Here is a 19,258-nt window from a genome sequence, read left to right as displayed (position 1 = left end):
AACTTTCATAGTTCTATTATACGCAAAGAAAAGAGACTCACCAATATAGTGAGTCTCTAAAAATATTTTTACTTTTCAAGATCTGCTAGACGTTGACGAACTGCTTCGCGTTTTTCTAGGTAATCTTGCTCTTTCGCACGCTCTCCTTCAATAACCGCTGCAGGAGCTTTCGCTACGAAACCTTGGTTAGAAAGTTTCTTCTGTACACGTTCTACTTCTTTATCGAACTTCTCAAGTTCTTTCTCAAGACGAGCTCTCTCTTCATCAAGATTGATAAGATCAGCTAACGGTAAGAATAACTCTGCACCTGATACGATTGCAGTCATTGCTTTTTCTGGCGCTTGTAAGTCCGTTTGAATTGTTAATTCGCTTGGGTTACAGAAACGCTCAATGTAAGAGCTATTCTTCGTAAGTTGAGCAAGTACAGCCTCATCTTTTGCTTTAATTTGCATTTGAACTTTTTTGCTCATTGGCGTATTTACTTCTGCACGAATGTTACGAACAGAGCGAATGATATCAACTAGAAGGTGCATTTCTGCCGCAGCTTCCGTATCTTGTAAATCTTCGCGAACTGTTGGCCACGCAGCTACTGTAATAGATTCGCCTTCATGCGGTAAATGTTGCCAAATTTTCTCTGTTACGAATGGCATGAATGGGTGTAATAGACGCATTGTTTGATCTAATACGTAAGCTAAAATAGAACGAGTCGTTTTCTTAGCTGCTTCATCTTCACCGTATAGTGGAAGTTTCGCCATTTCAATGTACCAGTCACAGAAATCATCCCAAATGAAGTTGTATAATGAACGACCAGCTTCACCGAACTCATATTTATCCATGTTACGTGTTACACTCTCGATTGTTTCGTTTAAGCGAGTTAAGATCCACTTATCTGCAACTGATTTTTCACCAGTTAAATCGATTTCTTCATACTTCATATCATCCATGTTCATTAATACGAAACGTGATGCGTTCCAAATTTTATTAATGAAGTTCCAAGTAGATTCTACTTTTTCCATGCTGAAACGTAAATCTTGACCTGGTGCACTTCCTGTTGATAAGAAATAGCGCATTGCATCTGCACCGTACTTCTCGATAACATCCATTGGGTCAATACCGTTACCAAGAGATTTACTCATCTTACGACCTTGCTCATCACGAACTAAACCGTGAATTAATACATCTTTAAATGGACGCTCGCCTGTAAACTCTAAACCTTGGAAAATCATACGAGATACCCAGAAGAAGATGATGTCATAACCCGTTACTAGTGCATCTGTTGAATAGTAACGTTTGAAGTCTGCTGAATCTTCATTTGGCCAACCAAGTGTTGAGAATGGCCATAGCGCTGAACTGAACCATGTATCAAGTACGTCGTTATCTTGATTCCAGTTTTCAATATCTGCTGGTGCTTCTGTACCTACGTATACTTCACCAGTTTCTTTATGGTACCAAGCTGGAATACGGTGTCCCCACCATAATTGACGAGAAATACACCAGTCATGAATATTTTCCATCCATCGTAAATATGTGTTTTCAAAACGCTCTGGTACGAACGTTACTTTTTCTTCTTCTTTTTGTTGAAGCGCTACTGCTTTTTCAGCAAGTGGAGCCATTTTTACGAACCATTGTGTTGATAAGTAAGGCTCAACAACTGCACCGCTACGCTCACTATGACCTACTGAATGCATATGTGGCTCGATTTCTACTAATACGCCAGCTTCTTGTAAGTCTTTCACTAATTCTTTACGGCATTCGAAACGATCCATACCGTTATATTTACCAGCTTTTTCGTTCATCGATCCATCTTCGTTCATTACTAAGATGCGTGGTAAGTCATGACGGTTACCTACTTCAAAGTCGTTCGGGTCATGAGCTGGTGTAATTTTTACAACGCCTGTTCCGAAGTCTTTTTCTACGTACTCATCAGCAATAATCGGAATCTCACGGCCTACGATTGGAAGTGTAACTGTTTTTCCGATTAAATGTTTGTAACGATCATCTTCTGGATGAACTGCTACCGCTGTATCACCAAGCATCGTTTCTGGACGAGTAGTAGCAAGGCGAATGTGACCTGAACCGTCTGTTAACGGATAGTTCATATGGTAGAATGCACCTTGAACTTCTTTATGAATTACTTCAATATCAGAAAGAGCTGTGCGTGTTGCTGGATCCCAGTTGATAATATATTCACCGCGGTAAATTAAGCCTTTTTCGTATAATTGAACGAATACTTTATTAACCGCATCAGATAAACCTTCGTCTAATGTGAAACGTTCGCGAGAATAGTCTAGTCCTAAACCAACTTTCCCCCATTGTTGACGAATGTGAGAAGCGTACTCTTCTTTCCACTCCCAAGCTTTTTCAAGGAATTTCTCACGGCCAAGATCGTAACGTGAAATACCTTCTTCACGAAGTTTTCCTTCTACTTTCGCTTGTGTTGCGATACCAGCATGGTCCATTCCTGGAAGCCATAGCACATCGTAACCTTGCATACGCTTCGTACGAGTTAAAATATCTTGAAGAGTTGTATCCCAAGCATGACCTAAGTGTAACTTACCAGTTACGTTCGGAGGTGGAATTACAATTGTATACGGTTGTTTCTTCTCGTCTCCTGTTGCTTCAAAATATTTGCCTTCAAGCCACCATTGATAAAGGCCTTCTTCAACGGACATATGATCATATTTAGTTGGTAAATTCTTTTCCGTGTTTGACATTATTTTCCCTCCTTAAAATAAAAAATGTCCCTCATCCAAAAAGGACGAGGGACATCGCGGTACCACCTTTATTTACAAACAAATTCATAATTTGCTTATACTCTTAATTTGATAACGGACAAATCCGTCTTTTCCTAATGAGAACTATTCTGTTCAGAAAAGATGCTCCAGGGCTACCTTCTAACATAACTATCTAGAGAATCTCCCAGCTACTGATTCTCCTCTCTGAAGACGTTTCATGTTATACTCTTCCCCTTCAAGGCATTTATATGATTGTTAATTATTATATACAATAGTGTAAAAAACGAAACCTTATTCGTCAAGATAAATTTAAAACTATGACTTTTCGGGTGAATATAAAGAAGATAAGTAGCATTCTCTACTTATCTTCTTTATCCCGCTATTTGCGGGCAATAAGACCCCACCTCAAAATTCAGCTGAAGCAAAGAAGTTAGGTTGGAGCCACCCGCTGATTAAAGTTTTACTTTACCCGTTCCCTTGCTGGGCAGCTTGTAATTGTGACAGGAAATATTCTATATTGCTAACAAGCCAATGCGATTGTTGCAAGCTCTTTACTCCGCGCAGTTCATTTTCCTCGTTGCGATTATCTCTTCTTTTCTTATAAGACTGGATTTGCCGAATAAATTGCGATGGATACGTCATATACGCAAACATAAGTAGTTGCTCTTCTTTCGTAAAAGGGAAATTTTTTTGATACATTTGAAACCATTCAAACCGATCACTTCTTGCGATTGGATATGTGTTTAAAGACCGTGAATAAAAACCTACTATATCTTGCACAGGCGTTGCAAACTTCGATTTTTCCAAACTAATAAAATAGCCATTTCGCTCATAGTCAAATAAAAAATGATTAAGTGACACGTTACCATGCACAAAAGTAATACGTGTTTTCTCTTTTTCTTTCATCGCATCGTTCCACTCATTTAATTGCTTCGTTGCAAATTCACGCGCTCTCATTACATGATGATAGTACGTACAATATTGTAATTCAAACGGGGACATATACCATTTTGATTCAGATTCTACGAGAAACTCTTCTAACATCTCACCATCATTTTCCCAGCGATCGGATATAGTTGTATAATGTTTTTCTAAATCTTCTTCCGTATATGTTTCTTCCTTCACAGTTTTTTGATGCAACGTTCCAAGTGTCTGAAACATTTTATGGTATTGATCATTATCCTCGCCGTTTCCTTCTGCACGTTCTAACCAAGGCATTAAATAATAATTATACGTCCCGTCACTTAAAATATAATTTCCATCCGTCGCGTGGTATATAGGTACATAATTTGAAAAACCTTTCTCCTTCAAATATTGAATATGATGCAGAAAATTATTCCGCTCTAACTTTCTGCCTTCTATTTTCTTGAGTGCATATGGACCTTGATTCGTATAAATTTTCATTACGCTTCCGTGCTCTTCCATATGCTGCGTATCCAATCTATATTGCCTCACGATAGGTTCATAGTGATTTCGTAATTCAATATCCATACGAATAACCCTTTCTATTCAAAACATAGCCTCTAAGAAAAGAAGCGAGTGAAAACACTCACTTCCTTATTTCGCCTTTACCCTTGAAACCGGAATATAAATAATTTGCCCCTTATTTAAAAATATATCTTCTGTTTGATTGACACGGCACACATTTTGCACAGACGTTTCATAACGTTCTGCAATAGATTCAATTGTATCCCCTTCTTGCACGAAATACATTCTTAACTTTGTAAATTCTTCTTCCGGTTCTTTCGTAAATAGTTTTGTTAAATAAAGCGCATTTTCATCTCGCTGTGAGTACTCTTCTTCTTGTTCTTCCTGCTTTTTCGCTTTTTCTTTCTTGAAATCTTTTCGCCCAAACAATTCAAATTGCGGCGTTGTTTCTTGCTCCTCTTCACGCTCCACAAATTCATGTTCCTCTATCTTCTCTTCTTCTAATTCCTGCTCTTTTCTTTCCTCTAATTGGAACGGTTCAAATGCGTAATCTTCCCACTCATCTGATTCCTTATATGCTGGTTCTTCTACATGCGGCGCCGGTCTATTTTCATCCTCTTGCGCTGAATCTTCTTCTAACTCGGCATACACCGTTTCTTCCTCTTCAGCTTCATCCTCGTTTCTCTCTTCATCACACAAACCGCTAATAGATATATCCGCTAATAATTGTAAGCAACCATTTTCCTTTAATTCATAATCAAATTCCTCAATTGATACATATAGCTCTTCAATTACTTTCACTCGATTTCTCGGAATTGATATTTCAAGCGGAAAGGAATGAACAAGTTCATTAACCCCATCTTCCCTTGTTTCTACATAATCAATTGACTTGGCTGGCGATAGTTCTCTTAATGAATACGCCGAATCATCTTTTCGTGCAACATACTCTCCCGTTAAATCTAATTGCCCTCTCACGATTACTTCATGATCAAGCTCTTCTATCTCAACGTCTGGATCTAACGAAATTGACAAAAGTTCATCGACTTCCTGTCCCTTTTGGAACCAAACAGATTCTTTTAATGAAAATCGTAACGAATGATCTGCAGCCACTTCTTTTCCCCCTCCCAAACTATATGTCATTACAGATTTATGTAGAGAAAGCTTACTTTATGAATAAAAAAAATCGCCCCCCTTATGGAGAGCGATTTTTCTCTAATACATTATTTTAATTTTGACATTGCAATTTCAGCTGCTGCAATCGTCGCCTCAATATCTGCGTCACTATGTGCTGTCGATAAGAATAAACCTTCGAATTGAGATGGCGGTAAGAATACACCTTGTTCTACCATTTCACGATAGTAAGCCGCAAAGAATTCTAAGTTTGAAGATTTTGCTGCATCGTAATTAATAACGGGCTCATCTGTAAAGAAAATACCAATCATAGAACCTGCACGGTTAATATGATGTGGAATGCCATGTTTTTCAGCTGCTTTACGTAATCCAGCTTCCAACATTTCAGCTTTACGCTCAAATTCTACATATGATTCTGGCGTTAACTGTACTAACGTTTCATAACCTGCTGCCATTGCAAGTGGATTACCTGATAAAGTACCAGCTTGGTAAATCGGTCCGCTTGGTGCAACTTGGCGCATAATTTCTGCTTTACCACCGTATGCTCCTACTGGTAAACCACCACCGATTACTTTACCTAAGCATGTTAAATCAGGTGTTACGCCATAATAACCTTGGCCACAATTATAAGCTACTCGGAACCCTGTCATTACTTCATCAAAAATAAGCAATGCACCGTTTTGTTCTGTTACTTCACGAAGACCTTCTAAAAATCCAGGCTGCGGAGGAACAACCCCCATATTTCCTGCTACTGGTTCTACAATTACACAAGCAATATCATCACCGAATTGTTCAAACGCGTATTTTACGCTTTCTAAATCGTTATAAGCTACTGTAATCGTATTTTTCGCTACACCTTCTGGTACACCAGGACTATCTGGTAAACCTAAAGTCGCCACACCAGAACCAGCTTTAATTAATAGCGAATCACCATGACCGTGGTAACAACCAATAAATTTCAAGATTTTATTACGACCTGTATAACCACGAGCTAAACGTAGTGCACTCATTGTTGCTTCCGTTCCAGAGTTAACCATACGCACAATCTCAATTGATGGCACGCGCTCAATAACAAGTTTTGCTAATTTATTTTCAATTTCTGTTGGTGCACCGAAGCTTGTACCTCTTTCAGCAACAGATTTTAACGCTTCTACAACACGATCATTTGCATGACCATGAATTAAAGGCCCCCATGATAATACGTAGTCGATGTATTCATTCCCATCAATATCATATACTTTAGAGCCTTTTCCACGCCCCATAAACAACGGATTCATCCCAACAGATTTAAAAGCACGAACCGGGCTATTTACGCCACCAGGCATTAAGTCTTGTGCCTCTTCAAACGCCGCAATCGATTTATCAAACTTTTTCATTATTTAGCGCCTCCTTCTTGTAACCATTTTGCTGCATCTTTCGCATGATACGTAATAATTAAGTCTGCTCCTGCACGTTTCATACTAATTAATTTTTCAAGAACAACTTCTTTTTCATTAATCCAGCCATTTTGCGCTGCCGCTTTAATCATCGAATATTCACCACTTACATTATAAGCGACAACTGGTAAATTAAAGTTATTTTTCACATCACGAACGATATCTAAGTAAGAAAGAGCTGGTTTTACGATTAAGAAATCTGCACCTTCCATTACATCTGATTCTGCTTCACGGAATGCTTCCATACGGTTTGCCGGATCCATTTGATATGTTTTACGGTCACCAAATTGCGGTGCACCGTGCGCAGCATCACGGAATGGTCCATAAAATGCTGATGAATATTTCACAGCGTACGACATAACTGGCACGTGTCCAAAACCATTTTCGTCTAATGCATGGCGAATTGCTGTTACGAAGCCGTCCATCATGTTTGATGGCGCAATAATGTCCGCTCCTGCTTTCGCTTGACTTACAGCCGTTTTCGCAAGAACTGCAAGAGACTCGTCATTTAAAATAATACCATCTTCAATTACACCGCAATGACCATGGCTTGTAAATTGACATAAACATGTGTCTGCGACTACTACTAGCTCAGGGAAATCACCTTTAATTTGCTGAATAGCACGTTGTACAATTCCATGATCACAATATGCTGATGATCCAACTTCATCCTTTTCAGCAGGTAAACCAAATACAATAACAGAACGAATACCTAAATCAACAACTTCTTGCATTTCAGCTTGCAATAAATCTAAAGAAATTTGATATACGCCTGGCATAGAAGGAACTTCATTACGAACATTTTCACCTTCTAATACAAAAATAGGGTAAATAAAATCTTCCGTATGTAAAAACGTTTCACGCACAAGCGCACGCATGCCCCCGCTTTGTCTTAAACGACGATGACGATTAAATTGTAAAGAGTTCATAGATTTCTATCCCCATTCTTTCATTTTATAGATTCACAAACACATTGTAGTAATGCTTCTACAGTGTACTCTTTCGGCACAATAACAGACGGAAAATAACGACTTGCCTCTTTTTCCGTAATAGGTCCTATACAAGCAATTGTACATTTTTTTGTCCATTCTCTCCAGTTTGCACCCTCAAGTAAACGAACAAAACTAGTAACAGTTGAAGGACTCGTAAATGTAATAATGTCTACTTCTCCTAACTTCAACGCTGCTATAAGCTCTTGCTTTTTTTCTACATTCACTTTCGTACCGTATACGATCAACTCATCTAGAGAAACACCAATTTCACGCAGTTTAACTGGTATTACATCTCTTGCTAAATTGCCTTTTGGAAATAAAATACGTTCGTTTCCATTTAATTCTTTTAGAAACTCTTCGGCAAATGCTTCTGCAACAAATGAATTCGGGACAAAATGAACTTGATAGCCCCTTTTTTCTAACTCTAATTTTGTTTTCACACCTACCGCAGCGATTTTAATGGTTAGTGGTAGTTTCTTTTTTAAACTATCTAGAAAAAAAGCTACACCATTTCTGCTCGTAAAAATAACCCAGTCGTATGAATGTAGCTGCTCTTCAATATGTTGAATTTGCCTATGAGACATACCTTCCATACGCAAAAGCGGAATTTCCAATGGAATTCCGCTCTTTTCTTTCACTGCTACACTCATTTGTTTCGCTTGATGCTGGGCACGTGTAATCAATACCGTTTTTCCAGCGAGAGCGTTCATATTTATTGTTGCTCCTTATTTGCAGCAAGAATGAGTTCTTTGGCGCCTTGTTTAATTAAACGGTCCGCGGCCTCTAATCCTACTTCTTCAGGATTAGTACCCACTACTGTCTCTTTTAATAAAACAGAGCCATCCATAGAGCCGACAAGAGCTGTTAATTCGATTGCATCGTTTTCTGTAAGGGTTGCATATCCAGCGATTGGAACTTGGCATCCACCTTCAAGTTTATGAAGAAATACTCGCTCCGCTGCCACTGTTCTTTCTGTTATCGCATCATTAATATGCGATAACAATTGCAATAAATCCTTATCATCCTCACGACATTCAATCGCTAATGCACCTTGTCCTACAGCAGGTACACATAACGTCTCATCTAAATGTTCTGTAATAACTTCATCATCCCAGCCCATTCTTTGTAATCCAGCTGTCGCTAAAATAATCGCATCGTAATCTTCTTCTTTTAATTTACGTAAACGTGTATCGATATTTCCACGAATCCACTTCACTTGTAAATCTGGTCTCGCAGCGAGTAGCTGTGCACTACGTCTTAAACTACTCGTACCTAAAATAGCACCTTCCGCTAACTCTTTAAACGATGCTCCATTTTTTGAGATAAAGGCATCCCGAGGGTCAACACGCTTTGGTGTACAGCCAATCATTAAACCTTCTGGAAGTACGGCCGGCATATCTTTCATACTATGTACAGCCATATCGATTTCTTTCGTAAGTAACGCATGCTCAATTTCTTTAACGAACAAGCCTTTTCCGCCTACTTTTGAAAGAGTAACATCTAAAATAACATCACCTTTTGTGACAATTTCTTTCACTTCAAATTCATATGGTAGACCTAGCGCTTTTAACTGATCAATAAACCAGTTTGTTTGCGTTAATGCTAGTTTACTCTTTCGTGACCCTACAATAATTTTGCGCATAATTCTCTCTCCTCATTATAAATACCAAAAGTGGAAATTGGATAAACTGCTTAATAGAAAAATGTTTACTAGCATTACGAGAAACGATCCGATATTCCACTGTACAATTTTCTTACCTTGCAACACATCTGCCGCTCGTAAATATAAACCTGTGCAATACACAAATAGAACGACAAAAGATCCGATTACTTTCGTATCATACCAATGGAAATTGTCCAATTTTGTATATCCCCATATACACCCCAATAAAATTGCTAGTAAGAAAAATGGAACAGAAAATAAATTTAATCCGTAAGACGTAGATTCAAGCTTCGGTAAATTCCCTAACCTTCTTAATCTCGCATTCCACTTTTTCTTTTTTAATAGGCGATATTGCAGTAAATACATAATAGAAAAAATAAACGATACCGTAAACGTTGCATAAGAAATAATCGCCATTCCAACATGCACGTATACAAGTTCTGAAACTAATTGCTCTGCAAGTACTGGAGACATCTTTCCGAGCGGTGTAAAAATAGAAAAAGCGCTTACGCCAAATGCAACAACATTTGTAAAGAAGACTAAAAAGTCAACGCGCATAAATCGATTTATGACTAACGACATCGTAATCAATAACCAAACATAAAAATAAATCCCTGATAATAAAGTTAAAATGGGATTCGTTTCTGAATCTGTCGCCCTAAGCAACATAAAAATAGACTGCAATACCCATACAATCGAAAGTAACCAAAAAGCAAATCGGTTCGCCTTTCGGTTACTTTGGAAATAATCTATAAAATATAAACTAATGCTACAAGCATATAAAATAATTGCAATATGATAAATAATACTGTTATTTAAAAAACTCATCCGATCATCCTTCCAAATTATAAAGATGGAACGGATGGTGTCCACACTCTTTTATGTTCTACTTCTTCCGCACGACTCTCTACTTCTTCCGTTTCTAAATCAAAAATCTTTGCAAATAACGCTAGTTTTTCGCTCGCTCCCTCTTCAGCAGCTATTTCTTTTGCTACTAAAATTGGGTCTTTTAATAATTGATTAATAATACTTTTCGTATGCTTACTAATAACTTTTTTCTCACGATCACTAAGGTTTGGTATTTTTCGCTCTAGGCTTACCATCGTTTCACTTTGGATTGCAAGTGCCTTATCACGAAGAGCTGATATTAATGGAACAACACCAAGTGTACTTAACCACGTTTTAAATAGAACAATTTCCTCTTCAATCATAAATTGAATTTTCTCTGCTTCTTTCAAACGCTCAGCACGGTTTGCCTCCACTACTCCTTGCAGATCATCAATGTCATACAAGAAAGAACCTTCTAGCTCATCAATCGCTGGATCAATATCACGTGGCACTGCAATGTCAACCATAAACAAAGGACGACCAGAGCGCATTTTCTCCACCTTTGTCATCATCTCTTTCGTAATGACATACTCAGATGCACCAGTTGAACTAATTAAAATATCTGCTTCTAATAATGCACATTGTAATTCGCTTAACGATTTTGCATGTCCCATATATTTCTCAGCCATTACTTCTGCTTTCGAAAGCGTCCTATTCATAACTGTTACTTTACGAGCACCACTTCCATATAAGTTTTGTAGTGCAAGTTCGCCCATTTTACCAGCACCAAGAATAAGCACGTGACAATCCGTTAACTCGCCAAATATTTTCTTTCCAAGCTCAACAGCAGCATAACTAACAGACATCGCACTTTCACCAATTGTTGTTTCTGAGTGGGCACGTTTTGCTAATGTAATGACTTGCTTAAACAATTCATTAAAAATTGTGCCTGTTGCTTTAACTTGTTGTGCTTCTAAAAAGCTATCTTTTATTTGGCCTAAAATCTGTGTTTCTCCCACTACCATAGAATCTAAACCGCACGTTACGCGGAATAAATGGTCTATTGCACCATCTTGTTCAAAAATAGTTAAATATGGTGCGACTTCTTCTATTTCAAGCTGAAACCAATCAGCTAAAAATTTCTTAATATAATACCGTCCCGTGTGTAATTGATCGACAACAGCATAAATCTCAGTGCGATTACAAGTTGATACAATGACATTCTCTAACACGCTCTTTTGATTTTGTAATGTAGTCATCGCTCGCTCTAGCTCTGCTGCCTGAAATGTGAGTTTCTCACGAAATTCTACAGGGGCTGTTCGATAATTTACACTAACAACAAGAATATGCACGCAGCATGTCCCCCTTCACCCGTTTTATCACTTTATCTACTATCATAATACAACTTTCCTCTTATGAATCTGACAATCGTGTGAACAACCGATTATTTTTTAATTATTCTCCGTATGTAATAAAGGAGATTCAGCAAACTAATAAAAAAACTTCTACTTTATAATGATTATAAATTAATAACTCTATTTGTACGTTACCAAAAAAAGTCCTCATAATCAAGTGATGGAAACTATTCCATATAAATTATAACATCATCTTTCCTATCTTCTTTCATCATGAAGGAAAATATGTATGATTGTTCCAAAATGTAGCAAACACTTTCTCAATACAATGTATTTGACATTTTATTTCTTTTTCGTTATATTGATTTTACGAAATTAAATTGTGCACAACTTAATAAGAAGGGAGTTATGTATGACAGAGGACTCTTTGCATCTAGATAACCAACTTTGTTTTTCTATTTATGCCTGTTCTAGAGAGGTTACTCGTTTTTATCGACCTTATTTAGAAGAGATGGGTATTACGTATCCCCAGTATATTACTTTACTCGTACTATGGGAGCAAGATGGACTAACAGTAAAAGAAATTGGAGAGCGTCTATTTTTAGATTCCGGTACGTTAACACCTATGTTAAAACGAATGGAATCATTAACACTTGTAACACGTGTTCGTTCCAAAGAAGACGAGCGAAAAGTTTGTATTGAATTAACAGAACAAGGTAAAAATTTAAAGGAAAAGGCTTGTTCATTACCGACAACAATGGCTACAAACTTAGGAATTACAGAGCAAGAATATCGCTCTTTATTAATTCAACTAAATAAACTAATTGAAACAATGAAAACAATTAATGATGGAAAAGGGGAATAAATATGGATAAATTATATACTGCTTCAGTAACAGCAACAGGTGGAAGAAATGGGAAAGTAGTTTCAGATGATGGCATATTAAATCTTGATGTGAAAATGCCGAAAGCACTAGGTGGTGCAGGTGGAGAAGCAACAAATCCAGAACAACTATTTGCAGCTGGTTATGCAGCTTGTTTCGATAGTGCATTACAACTTGTCATTCGTACAAAACGTATGAAAGTAGAAAGTACAGAAGTAACCGCTCACGTTTCTATCGGAAAAGATACAGATGGTGGTTTTGGCCTATCTGCCGTGCTTGATGTACATGTCGCTGGCGTTTCACATAGCGAAGCACAAGAACTTGTAGAAGCGGCTCACGGTGTATGTCCTTACTCTAAAGCAACACGAGGTAATATTGAAGTTACATTAAACGTACGTTAACAGCTTATATAAAGAAAAAAACGCGCGACATTCGTCACGCGTTTTTTGTTTTTGTCATTTTATGAATTGCCTTCCACGCTTCTTCTTTTCCAAGTCCTGTTTCAGAAGAGAATAGAACGATTTCATCGCCAATTTCAACAGCAAGCGTTTCTTTTACAACTTTTAAATGCTTTTGCCATTTCCCTTTCGGGATTTTATCAGCTTTCGTCGCAATAATAATTGTTGGGATTTCATAATGCTTTAAGAAATCATACATCATCACGTCATCACTTGTCGGTTGGTGACGTAAATCAACTACTAATACAGCTGCGTCTAATTGCTTACGCGTTGTAAAGTACGTTTCAATCATTTTCCCCCATGCCGCGCGCTCCGATTTAGACACTTTCGCATATCCATAACCTGGAACGTCAACAAAATGCATCATCTCATTGATCAAGAAAAAGTTCAGCGTTTGCGTTTTTCCTGGTTTAGAAGAAATACGCACTAACTTTTTACGATTTAAAATTTTATTAATAAAGGAAGACTTCCCGACATTTGAACGACCTGCTAATGCAATTTCTGGTAAATCACTGTCTGGATATTGTTCTGGTTTAACAGCACTAATTACAATATCTGCTTTTGTTACTTTCATTGTTTCACTCCTACTAATGCGTGCTCCAATACTTCATCTAAATGAGATGCAAGCACAAACGTAAGGTTTTCTTTTACGCTCTCTGGAATATCATCTAAATCTTTCTCGTTTTCTGCTGGCAAAATAATTTTTGTTAAGCCTGCGCGGTGAGCACTTAATGTTTTTTCTTTTAAGCCACCAATTGGTAATACACGACCACGAAGTGTAATTTCACCTGTCATACCTACTTCTTTACTTACAGGAATACCTGTTAGTGCAGAAATAAGTGCCGTTGCCATCGTAATACCTGCTGACGGTCCATCTTTCGGAACTGCTCCTTCTGGAACATGAATATGAATATCATTTTTCTCATGGAAATTCGGATCAATCTGAAGCTCTTCTGCACGAGAACGTATATAACTAAACGCAGCTTGTGCTGATTCTTTCATAACATCCCCAAGTTTCCCTGTTAAAATTAGTTTCCCTTTTCCTGGCGCTACAGAAACTTCAATTGCAAGTGTATCGCCGCCTGCTGCTGTGTAAGCTAGACCTGTTGCCATACCAACTTGGTCTGTTTTTTCAGCTTGCCCATAACGGAATATGTGTTTACCAAGTAAATCAACAATCTTTTTCTCTGTCACAACGATACGTTTACGTTCTGCTGTAACGATAATTTTCGCTACTTTACGGCAAACTTTTGCAATTTGGCGTTCTAGCGTACGAACACCAGCCTCACGTGTATAATAACGAATAATTTCAAGAAGCGCTTCATCACGTACTTGTAAATTACCTTTTCGTAAGCCATGCTCTTTTAATTGTTTTGGCAATAAATGCTCACGAGCAATGTGTACTTTTTCAAGTTCTGTATAGCCAGCAATCGAAATGATTTCCATACGGTCAAGTAATGGACCTGGAATACTTGAAAGTGTATTAGCAGTTGCTACAAACATAACTTTCGATAGATCATATGGTTCTTCAATGTAATGATCACTGAAGTTATGGTTTTGTTCTGGATCTAATACTTCAAGTAATGCTGCTGATGGATCTCCACGGAAATCGTTAGACATTTTATCAATCTCATCTAATAAGAAGACTGGATTAACTGTTTTCGCCTTTTTCATACCTTGAATAATGCGTCCTGGCATTGCTCCAACATATGTACGGCGGTGACCACGAATTTCAGATTCATCACGCACACCACCAAGAGATACACGGACAAAGTTACGATTCAATGATGTTGCAATTGAACGCGCTAACGACGTTTTTCCGACCCCAGGAGGGCCTACTAAACAAAGGATAGGTCCTTTTAATGAATTCGTTAACTTCTGTACAGCTAAATATTCAAGTACACGCTCTTTCACTTTTTCAAGACCGTAATGATCGTTATTTAAAATCTCTTCCGAATGAGCAAGATCAATTATATCTTCTGTTGCCTCTGTCCACGGAAGCGCTAATAACCAATCAATATAATTGCGAATAACACCACTCTCCGCAGAACTTGCTGGTAACTTTTCATAACGATCTAATTCTTTCAGCGCAGCCTTCATTGTTTCTTCAGGCATTCCTGACTGTTCAATTTTTTCACGAAGTTCTTCTACTTCTCCGCCCTTACCTTCTTTGTCGCCAAGTTCAGTTTGAATCGCCTTCATTTGCTCACGTAAGAAATATTCTTTTTGCGTGCGCTCCATTGAACGTTTCACTTGTTGCCCAATTTTCTTTTCTAGGCTAAGTAACTCTTGTTCATCTTGAATAATTGAAATAAGTGTATGTAATCGTTCTTTTACAGATACAATCTCTAGAATCTCTTGTTTCTGCTTCGTTTTAATCGGCAAGTGAGAAGCAATTAAATCAGCTAATCTCCCTGGTTCCTCTACATCAGCTACCGTTGCAAATGTTTCATTTGAAACTTTTTTCGAAACTTTAATATATTGTTCGAAATGCTCCAGTAACGTACGCATAAGAGCTTTCTCTTCTAAATCATCTTCTACTTCTTCAGTTACCGTTTTAATAGACACTTGTACTACATTTTCTTCTTCGATAAACTCTATTACTTCTGCTCTATGTAAACCTTCCACAAGGACACGAAGCGTACCGTTCGGCAATTTTAGCATTTGCTTTACTTTCGCCACTGTACCTACACTATATATGTCATCTTCTTTCGGATCATCGATATTCATTTCTTTTTGCATTGCTAAAAAGATGATATTTTCATCCATTGCCGCCTGCTCTAGTGCTTGTATCGATTTATCACGTCCTACATCAAGATGCAAAACCATCGTTGGATATACGAGAACGCCTCTTAATGGTAGGAGGGGCACGATTCTTTCGTTCGTATTCATACTAGACATAGCACCTCCATAATAAATTAAACTCCTGTTCAACTATTTTATATTACAATACACCTAGATGCAATTGCTGAGATTCCTCGCAATTGTAAATAGCTTGTTTTTCTACCTCACGAAAAGAAAAAAGACTCCGATTAAGCATACAAACTTAAACGAAGTCTGGCAAATTTTATTATTGTTTATTTTTACATAGATTGTGCATCTGTTTCGTCTACGTTAGTATGTACATCTAGCTCTCTATGCATATTTTCTTGCATAAACGTTAACTCAAATACTTCTTTTAATTTACGGACAGGAATAATTTCGATTCCCTTTATCGTATACAAAAATGGTTGCATATTTTCAGCAGGAATAATGACTTTCTTAGCTCCCGCTTTTTTCGCAGCTTTTATTTTTGCGTACACGCCACCAATAGGCTTTACTTCTCCGTGTATACTTATTTCACCTGTCATCGCTACTTCATTATTTACATATGTGCGATGCACCGCAGAATATACACCTGTTGCCATAGCGATTCCTGCAGAAGGTCCATCAATTGGGATACCACCTGGAAAATTAATATGTATATCGTATCCTTCTGGCAACACATCTAAAGAACGAAGTACTGTTAATACATTATCAACAGAGCCTTTTGCCATACTTTTACGGCGAATCGATTTCGTTTGACTACCAATACTTTCTTCTTCTACAATTCCGGTAACATTTACCGATCCTTTATCTTTCGCCGGAATTGCTGTTACTTCAATTTCTAATAACGCACCTGTATTTGGTCCGTATACAGCAAGACCATTTACAAGACCAATCCTTGGAATCGGATAAATGTGCTTTTCGTATTTCGGCGTAAGCTGACTTGAGTGAACAACCCACTCTATATCTTCATCTTTAATGAAAGAACGTTCTTCATTTATCGCCATACCAGCAGAAATTTGTACGAGATTAATCGCCTCTCGTCCATTTCTTGCATACATCCCAATCATTTCAATACCATTTTCACCTATTTGCATTTCCACTTTTTCCGCGGCGTTTTTCGCTACTTTTTGAATCTCTTCCGTATCTAATTCACGGAAAAATACTTCTAAGCAACGTGACCGAATAGCAGGAGGAATTTCCTCTGGCGAACGTGTCGTTGCTCCAACTAAGCGAAAATCTGCCGGTAAGCCTTTTTGGAAAATATCATGTATATATGTTGGGATCATCGTATTTTCTTCACTATAGTACGCACTTTCTAAAAATACTTTTCGATCTTCTAACACCTTTAACATTTTGTTCATTTGAATCGGATGGAGTTCGCCAATCTCATCAATAAACAAAATACCACCATGCGCATCTGTTACAGCACCTTTTTTCGGTTGCGGAATACCTGCTTGCCCCATCGCCCCAGCACCTTGATAAATCGGATCATGCACCGAACCAATTAAAGGGTCTGCGATACCACGTTCATCAAACCGAGCTGTCGTCGCATCAAGTTCAATAAATGTTGCATTCGTACGAAATGGAGATTTAGGATTTCGTTTCGCTTCTTCTAATACAAGACGTGCTGCCGCTGTTTTCCCAACACCTGGCGGGCCATATATGATTACATGTTGCGGATTCGGACCACAAAGAGCCGCTTTTAAGGACTTAATCCCGTCCTCTTGCCCTACAATATCTAAAAAGGTTGTAGGACGCACCTTTTCTGCTAGCGGCTCTGTTAAAGAAATCTCACGCATTTTACGAAGCTGTTCTAATTCTTTTTTCGATTCTCGATCAATTGAAGCTTTTTGTGTTCGTTGATTTCGAAGTAAATGCCAGAAATATAATCCGACAATTACACCAAAAACAAGTTGAACAACTAAAAATATATTTGTCCAGCTCATTATTTATTTCCTCCCGCAATATTTTATCTCTTAGTATTTCCGCGGAGGAACGTAGCTAAACATAAAGAAAAACAGCAATTATAAAAATTGCTGTTTCCCTTTCGCATTATGCAGATGTTTTTGTATCAAGTACAGTACCGTCTTGTAACACCAATTTTGGCGGTTCATTATCAGCTACTGTTTCTTTTGTAAGAATACACTTCTCGATATCTTTACGAGATGGAAGTTCGAACATTACATCAAGCATTAAGCCTTCAATAATAGAACGAAGTCCACGAGCACCCGTTTTACGTTCAATTGCTTTTTTCGCAATTTCGATTAGTGCACCTTCTTCAAACTCTAACTCAACATCGTCAAGCTCCAATAGTTTTTGGAATTGCTTAACAAGTGCATTTTTCGGTTTCGTTAAAATATCAACAAGAGCATCTTCATCAAGTGGCTCTAGGTTCGCAATAACTGGAAGACGACCGATAAACTCTGGAATTAAACCAAATCTTAAAAGATCCTCTGGTAATACGTGAGATAAAACATGCTTCTCATTTACATCAGCATTTTTCTTCTCAGAACCAAATCCAATTACTTTCTCACCAAGGCGACGTTTAATAATCGGCTCAATGCCATCAAACGCTCCACCACAAATGAATAAGATGTTCGTTGTATCAATTTGAATAAACTCTTGGTGCGGATGCTTACGACCACCTTGAGGTGGAACGCTTGCTACAGTACCTTCTAAAATTTTCAGAAGTGCCTGCTGCACACCTTCACCAGATACATCACGTGTAATTGATGGATTTTCGGACTTACGTGCCACTTTATCAATCTCATCAATATAAATGATTCCTTTTTCCGCTTTCTCTACATCATAATCAGCTGCTTGAATTAATTTTAGTAAGATATTTTCTACATCTTCCCCAACATATCCAGCTTCTGTTAAAGATGTTGCGTCCGCGATTGCAAATGGAACATTTAGAATACGCGCTAACGTTTGTGCAAGTAATGTTTTACCACTACCTGTTGGCCCGATAAGTGCGATATTACTCTTCGCTAATTCTACATCATCAATTTTGCTGTTAGAATTAATGCGTTTGTAATGGTTATATACCGCTACCGCTAGTGCTTTTTTCGCGCTATCTTGCCCGATGACATACTCATCTAAGATTTCACGAATTTCTACCGGTTTCGGTACATCTTTGAATTCTACTTCTTCGTCCTTCGCAAGCTCCTCTTGTACAATTTCAGTACAAAGTTCGATACACTCGTCACAAATGTAAACACCTGGACCTGCTACTAACTTTCGAACTTGCGTTTGTGTTTTACCACAGAAAGAACATTTTAATTGCCCTTTTTCATCATTAAATTTAAACATATTTTCACACCCCTTACAAAGTGCTAACCTCTTGCCTTCGTATGTACACGATAAATGTATCGTATGTAAATACATATTATGTCACTACGTGGCGAGAAATACAAATAATATGACTAGTTATGTACAAATAAAAAAATTTTAAAACTTTTGAAATATGTATATTCGACTTGTAAAGGAACTTTTCCTTCTCCATCGAAAAGTTTTATAAATATATTTCTATATTTATAAA

15 protein-coding genes and 1 other annotated feature are annotated in these 19,258 nt (G+C 37.7%); of the genes, 2 read left to right on the top strand and 13 right to left on the bottom strand.

The window, feature by feature from the left end; translation table 11 throughout:
• Positions 1–68: 68 nt before the first annotated feature.
• The 9 genes from DN400_RS13095 to hemA all read right to left on the bottom strand — a co-directional run bounded on the left by DN400_RS13095 (position 69) and on the right by hemA (position 11,565).
• Complete coding sequence (locus DN400_RS13095) at positions 69–2,714, bottom strand: valine--tRNA ligase (RefSeq protein WP_000072222.1); 2,646 nt, start codon at positions 2,712–2,714, stop codon at positions 69–71.
• A 37-nt stretch (positions 2,715–2,751) separates the two neighbouring features.
• Positions 2,752–2,983 (bottom strand) — a binding site (T-box leader).
• 217 nt (positions 2,984–3,200) lie between these two features.
• Entirely contained in the window at positions 3,201–4,226 is a 1,026-nt protein-coding gene (gene ysxE, locus DN400_RS13090) for a spore coat protein YsxE (protein ID WP_000350660.1), read from the bottom strand.
• 66 nt (positions 4,227–4,292) lie between these two features.
• Positions 4,293–5,303 (bottom strand): stage VI sporulation protein D, encoded by a 1,011-nt coding sequence (gene spoVID / locus DN400_RS13085; RefSeq protein WP_141542028.1) that lies wholly within the window; start codon positions 5,301–5,303, stop codon positions 4,293–4,295.
• 80 nt (positions 5,304–5,383) lie between these two features.
• A complete protein-coding gene (gene hemL, locus DN400_RS13080; protein WP_098607055.1) occupies positions 5,384–6,670 on the bottom strand; it encodes a glutamate-1-semialdehyde 2,1-aminomutase in 1,287 nt (428 codons plus the stop codon).
• Positions 6,670–7,659 (bottom strand): porphobilinogen synthase, encoded by a 990-nt coding sequence (gene hemB / locus DN400_RS13075; RefSeq protein ID WP_001087056.1) that lies wholly within the window; start codon positions 7,657–7,659, stop codon positions 6,670–6,672. Before hemB ends, hemL begins: the two co-directional genes overlap by 1 nt.
• 20 nt (positions 7,660–7,679) lie before the next feature.
• Positions 7,680–8,432, bottom strand: a complete 753-nt coding sequence (gene hemD, locus DN400_RS13070; RefSeq protein ID WP_053563601.1) for a uroporphyrinogen-III synthase — start codon at positions 8,430–8,432, stop codon at positions 7,680–7,682.
• 2 nt (positions 8,433–8,434) lie between these two features.
• Positions 8,435–9,364: a hydroxymethylbilane synthase gene (gene hemC, locus DN400_RS13065; protein WP_001226406.1), complete on the bottom strand. Its 930-nt coding sequence runs from the start codon at positions 9,362–9,364 to the stop codon at positions 8,435–8,437.
• Positions 9,365–9,379: 15 nt separating this feature from the next.
• Positions 9,380–10,213, bottom strand: coding sequence for a cytochrome c biogenesis protein (locus DN400_RS13060; RefSeq protein WP_000009005.1), 834 nt, complete (start codon positions 10,211–10,213; stop codon positions 9,380–9,382).
• Between the two features lie 17 nt (positions 10,214–10,230).
• Positions 10,231–11,565 (bottom strand): glutamyl-tRNA reductase, encoded by a 1,335-nt coding sequence (gene hemA / locus DN400_RS13055; RefSeq protein WP_000547868.1) that lies wholly within the window; start codon positions 11,563–11,565, stop codon positions 10,231–10,233.
• 415 nt (positions 11,566–11,980) lie between these two features.
• Here hemA and DN400_RS13050 point away from each other — a divergent pair, with 415 nt between their 5' ends.
• Positions 11,981–12,433: a MarR family winged helix-turn-helix transcriptional regulator gene (locus tag DN400_RS13050; RefSeq protein ID WP_065229396.1), complete on the top strand. Its 453-nt coding sequence runs from the start codon at positions 11,981–11,983 to the stop codon at positions 12,431–12,433.
• A gap of 2 nt (positions 12,434–12,435) precedes the next feature.
• Positions 12,436–12,852, top strand: a complete 417-nt coding sequence (locus tag DN400_RS13045) for an organic hydroperoxide resistance protein (protein ID WP_000359774.1) — start codon at positions 12,436–12,438, stop codon at positions 12,850–12,852.
• 34 nt (positions 12,853–12,886) lie between these two features.
• On the opposite strand, the gene ysxC is transcribed toward DN400_RS13045, so the two are convergent.
• The 4 genes from ysxC to clpX form a co-directional block, all read right to left on the bottom strand.
• A complete protein-coding gene (gene ysxC / locus DN400_RS13040; protein WP_000869118.1) occupies positions 12,887–13,483 on the bottom strand; it encodes a ribosome biogenesis GTP-binding protein YsxC in 597 nt (198 codons plus the stop codon).
• Positions 13,480–15,810, bottom strand: a complete 2,331-nt coding sequence (lon, locus tag DN400_RS13035) for an endopeptidase La (protein ID WP_000097288.1) — start codon at positions 15,808–15,810, stop codon at positions 13,480–13,482. Before lon ends, ysxC begins: the two co-directional genes overlap by 4 nt.
• A gap of 182 nt (positions 15,811–15,992) precedes the next feature.
• Positions 15,993–17,663, bottom strand: a complete 1,671-nt coding sequence (gene lonB, locus DN400_RS13030; RefSeq protein WP_147801706.1) for an ATP-dependent protease LonB — start codon at positions 17,661–17,663, stop codon at positions 15,993–15,995.
• Positions 17,664–17,769: 106 nt separating this feature from the next.
• Positions 17,770–19,029, bottom strand: a complete 1,260-nt coding sequence (gene clpX / locus DN400_RS13025; RefSeq protein WP_000472289.1) for an ATP-dependent protease ATP-binding subunit ClpX — start codon at positions 19,027–19,029, stop codon at positions 17,770–17,772.
• Between the last annotated feature and the right edge of the window lie 229 nt (positions 19,030–19,258).

The sequence above is a fragment of the Bacillus sp. AR8-1 genome (assembly GCF_008042345.1).
GTDB lineage: Bacteria > Bacillota > Bacilli > Bacillales > Bacillaceae_G > Bacillus_A > Bacillus_A cereus.
The sequence above is the reverse complement of the archived record's forward strand: the minus strand, read 5'-3'. Positions and strand labels throughout refer to the sequence as shown.

Bases quoted from the DNA above. Each gene is read 5' to 3' on its own strand.
- DN400_RS13095 (WP_000072222.1), bottom strand. From the start codon at position 2,714: ATGTCAAACACGGAAAAGAATTTACCAACTAAATATGATCATATGTCC.
- ysxE (WP_000350660.1), bottom strand. From the start codon at position 4,226: ATGGATATTGAATTACGAAATCACTATGAACCTATCGTGAGGCAATAT.
- spoVID (WP_141542028.1), bottom strand. From the start codon at position 5,303: ATGACATATAGTTTGGGAGGGGGAAAAGAAGTGGCTGCAGATCATTCG.
- hemL (WP_098607055.1), bottom strand. From the start codon at position 6,670: ATGAAAAAGTTTGATAAATCGATTGCGGCGTTTGAAGAGGCACAAGAC.
- hemB (WP_001087056.1), bottom strand. From the start codon at position 7,659: ATGAACTCTTTACAATTTAATCGTCATCGTCGTTTAAGACAAAGCGGG.
- hemD (WP_053563601.1), bottom strand. From the start codon at position 8,432: ATGAACGCTCTCGCTGGAAAAACGGTATTGATTACACGTGCCCAGCAT.
- hemC (WP_001226406.1), bottom strand. From the start codon at position 9,364: ATGCGCAAAATTATTGTAGGGTCACGAAAGAGTAAACTAGCATTAACG.
- DN400_RS13060 (WP_000009005.1), bottom strand. From the start codon at position 10,213: ATGAGTTTTTTAAATAACAGTATTATTTATCATATTGCAATTATTTTA.
- DN400_RS13050 (WP_065229396.1), top strand. From the start codon at position 11,981: ATGACAGAGGACTCTTTGCATCTAGATAACCAACTTTGTTTTTCTATT.
- DN400_RS13045 (WP_000359774.1), top strand. From the start codon at position 12,436: ATGGATAAATTATATACTGCTTCAGTAACAGCAACAGGTGGAAGAAAT.
- ysxC (WP_000869118.1), bottom strand. From the start codon at position 13,483: ATGAAAGTAACAAAAGCAGATATTGTAATTAGTGCTGTTAAACCAGAA.
- lon (WP_000097288.1), bottom strand. From the start codon at position 15,810: ATGTCTAGTATGAATACGAACGAAAGAATCGTGCCCCTCCTACCATTA.
- lonB (WP_147801706.1), bottom strand. From the start codon at position 17,663: ATGAGCTGGACAAATATATTTTTAGTTGTTCAACTTGTTTTTGGTGTA.
- clpX (WP_000472289.1), bottom strand. From the start codon at position 19,029: ATGTTTAAATTTAATGATGAAAAAGGGCAATTAAAATGTTCTTTCTGT.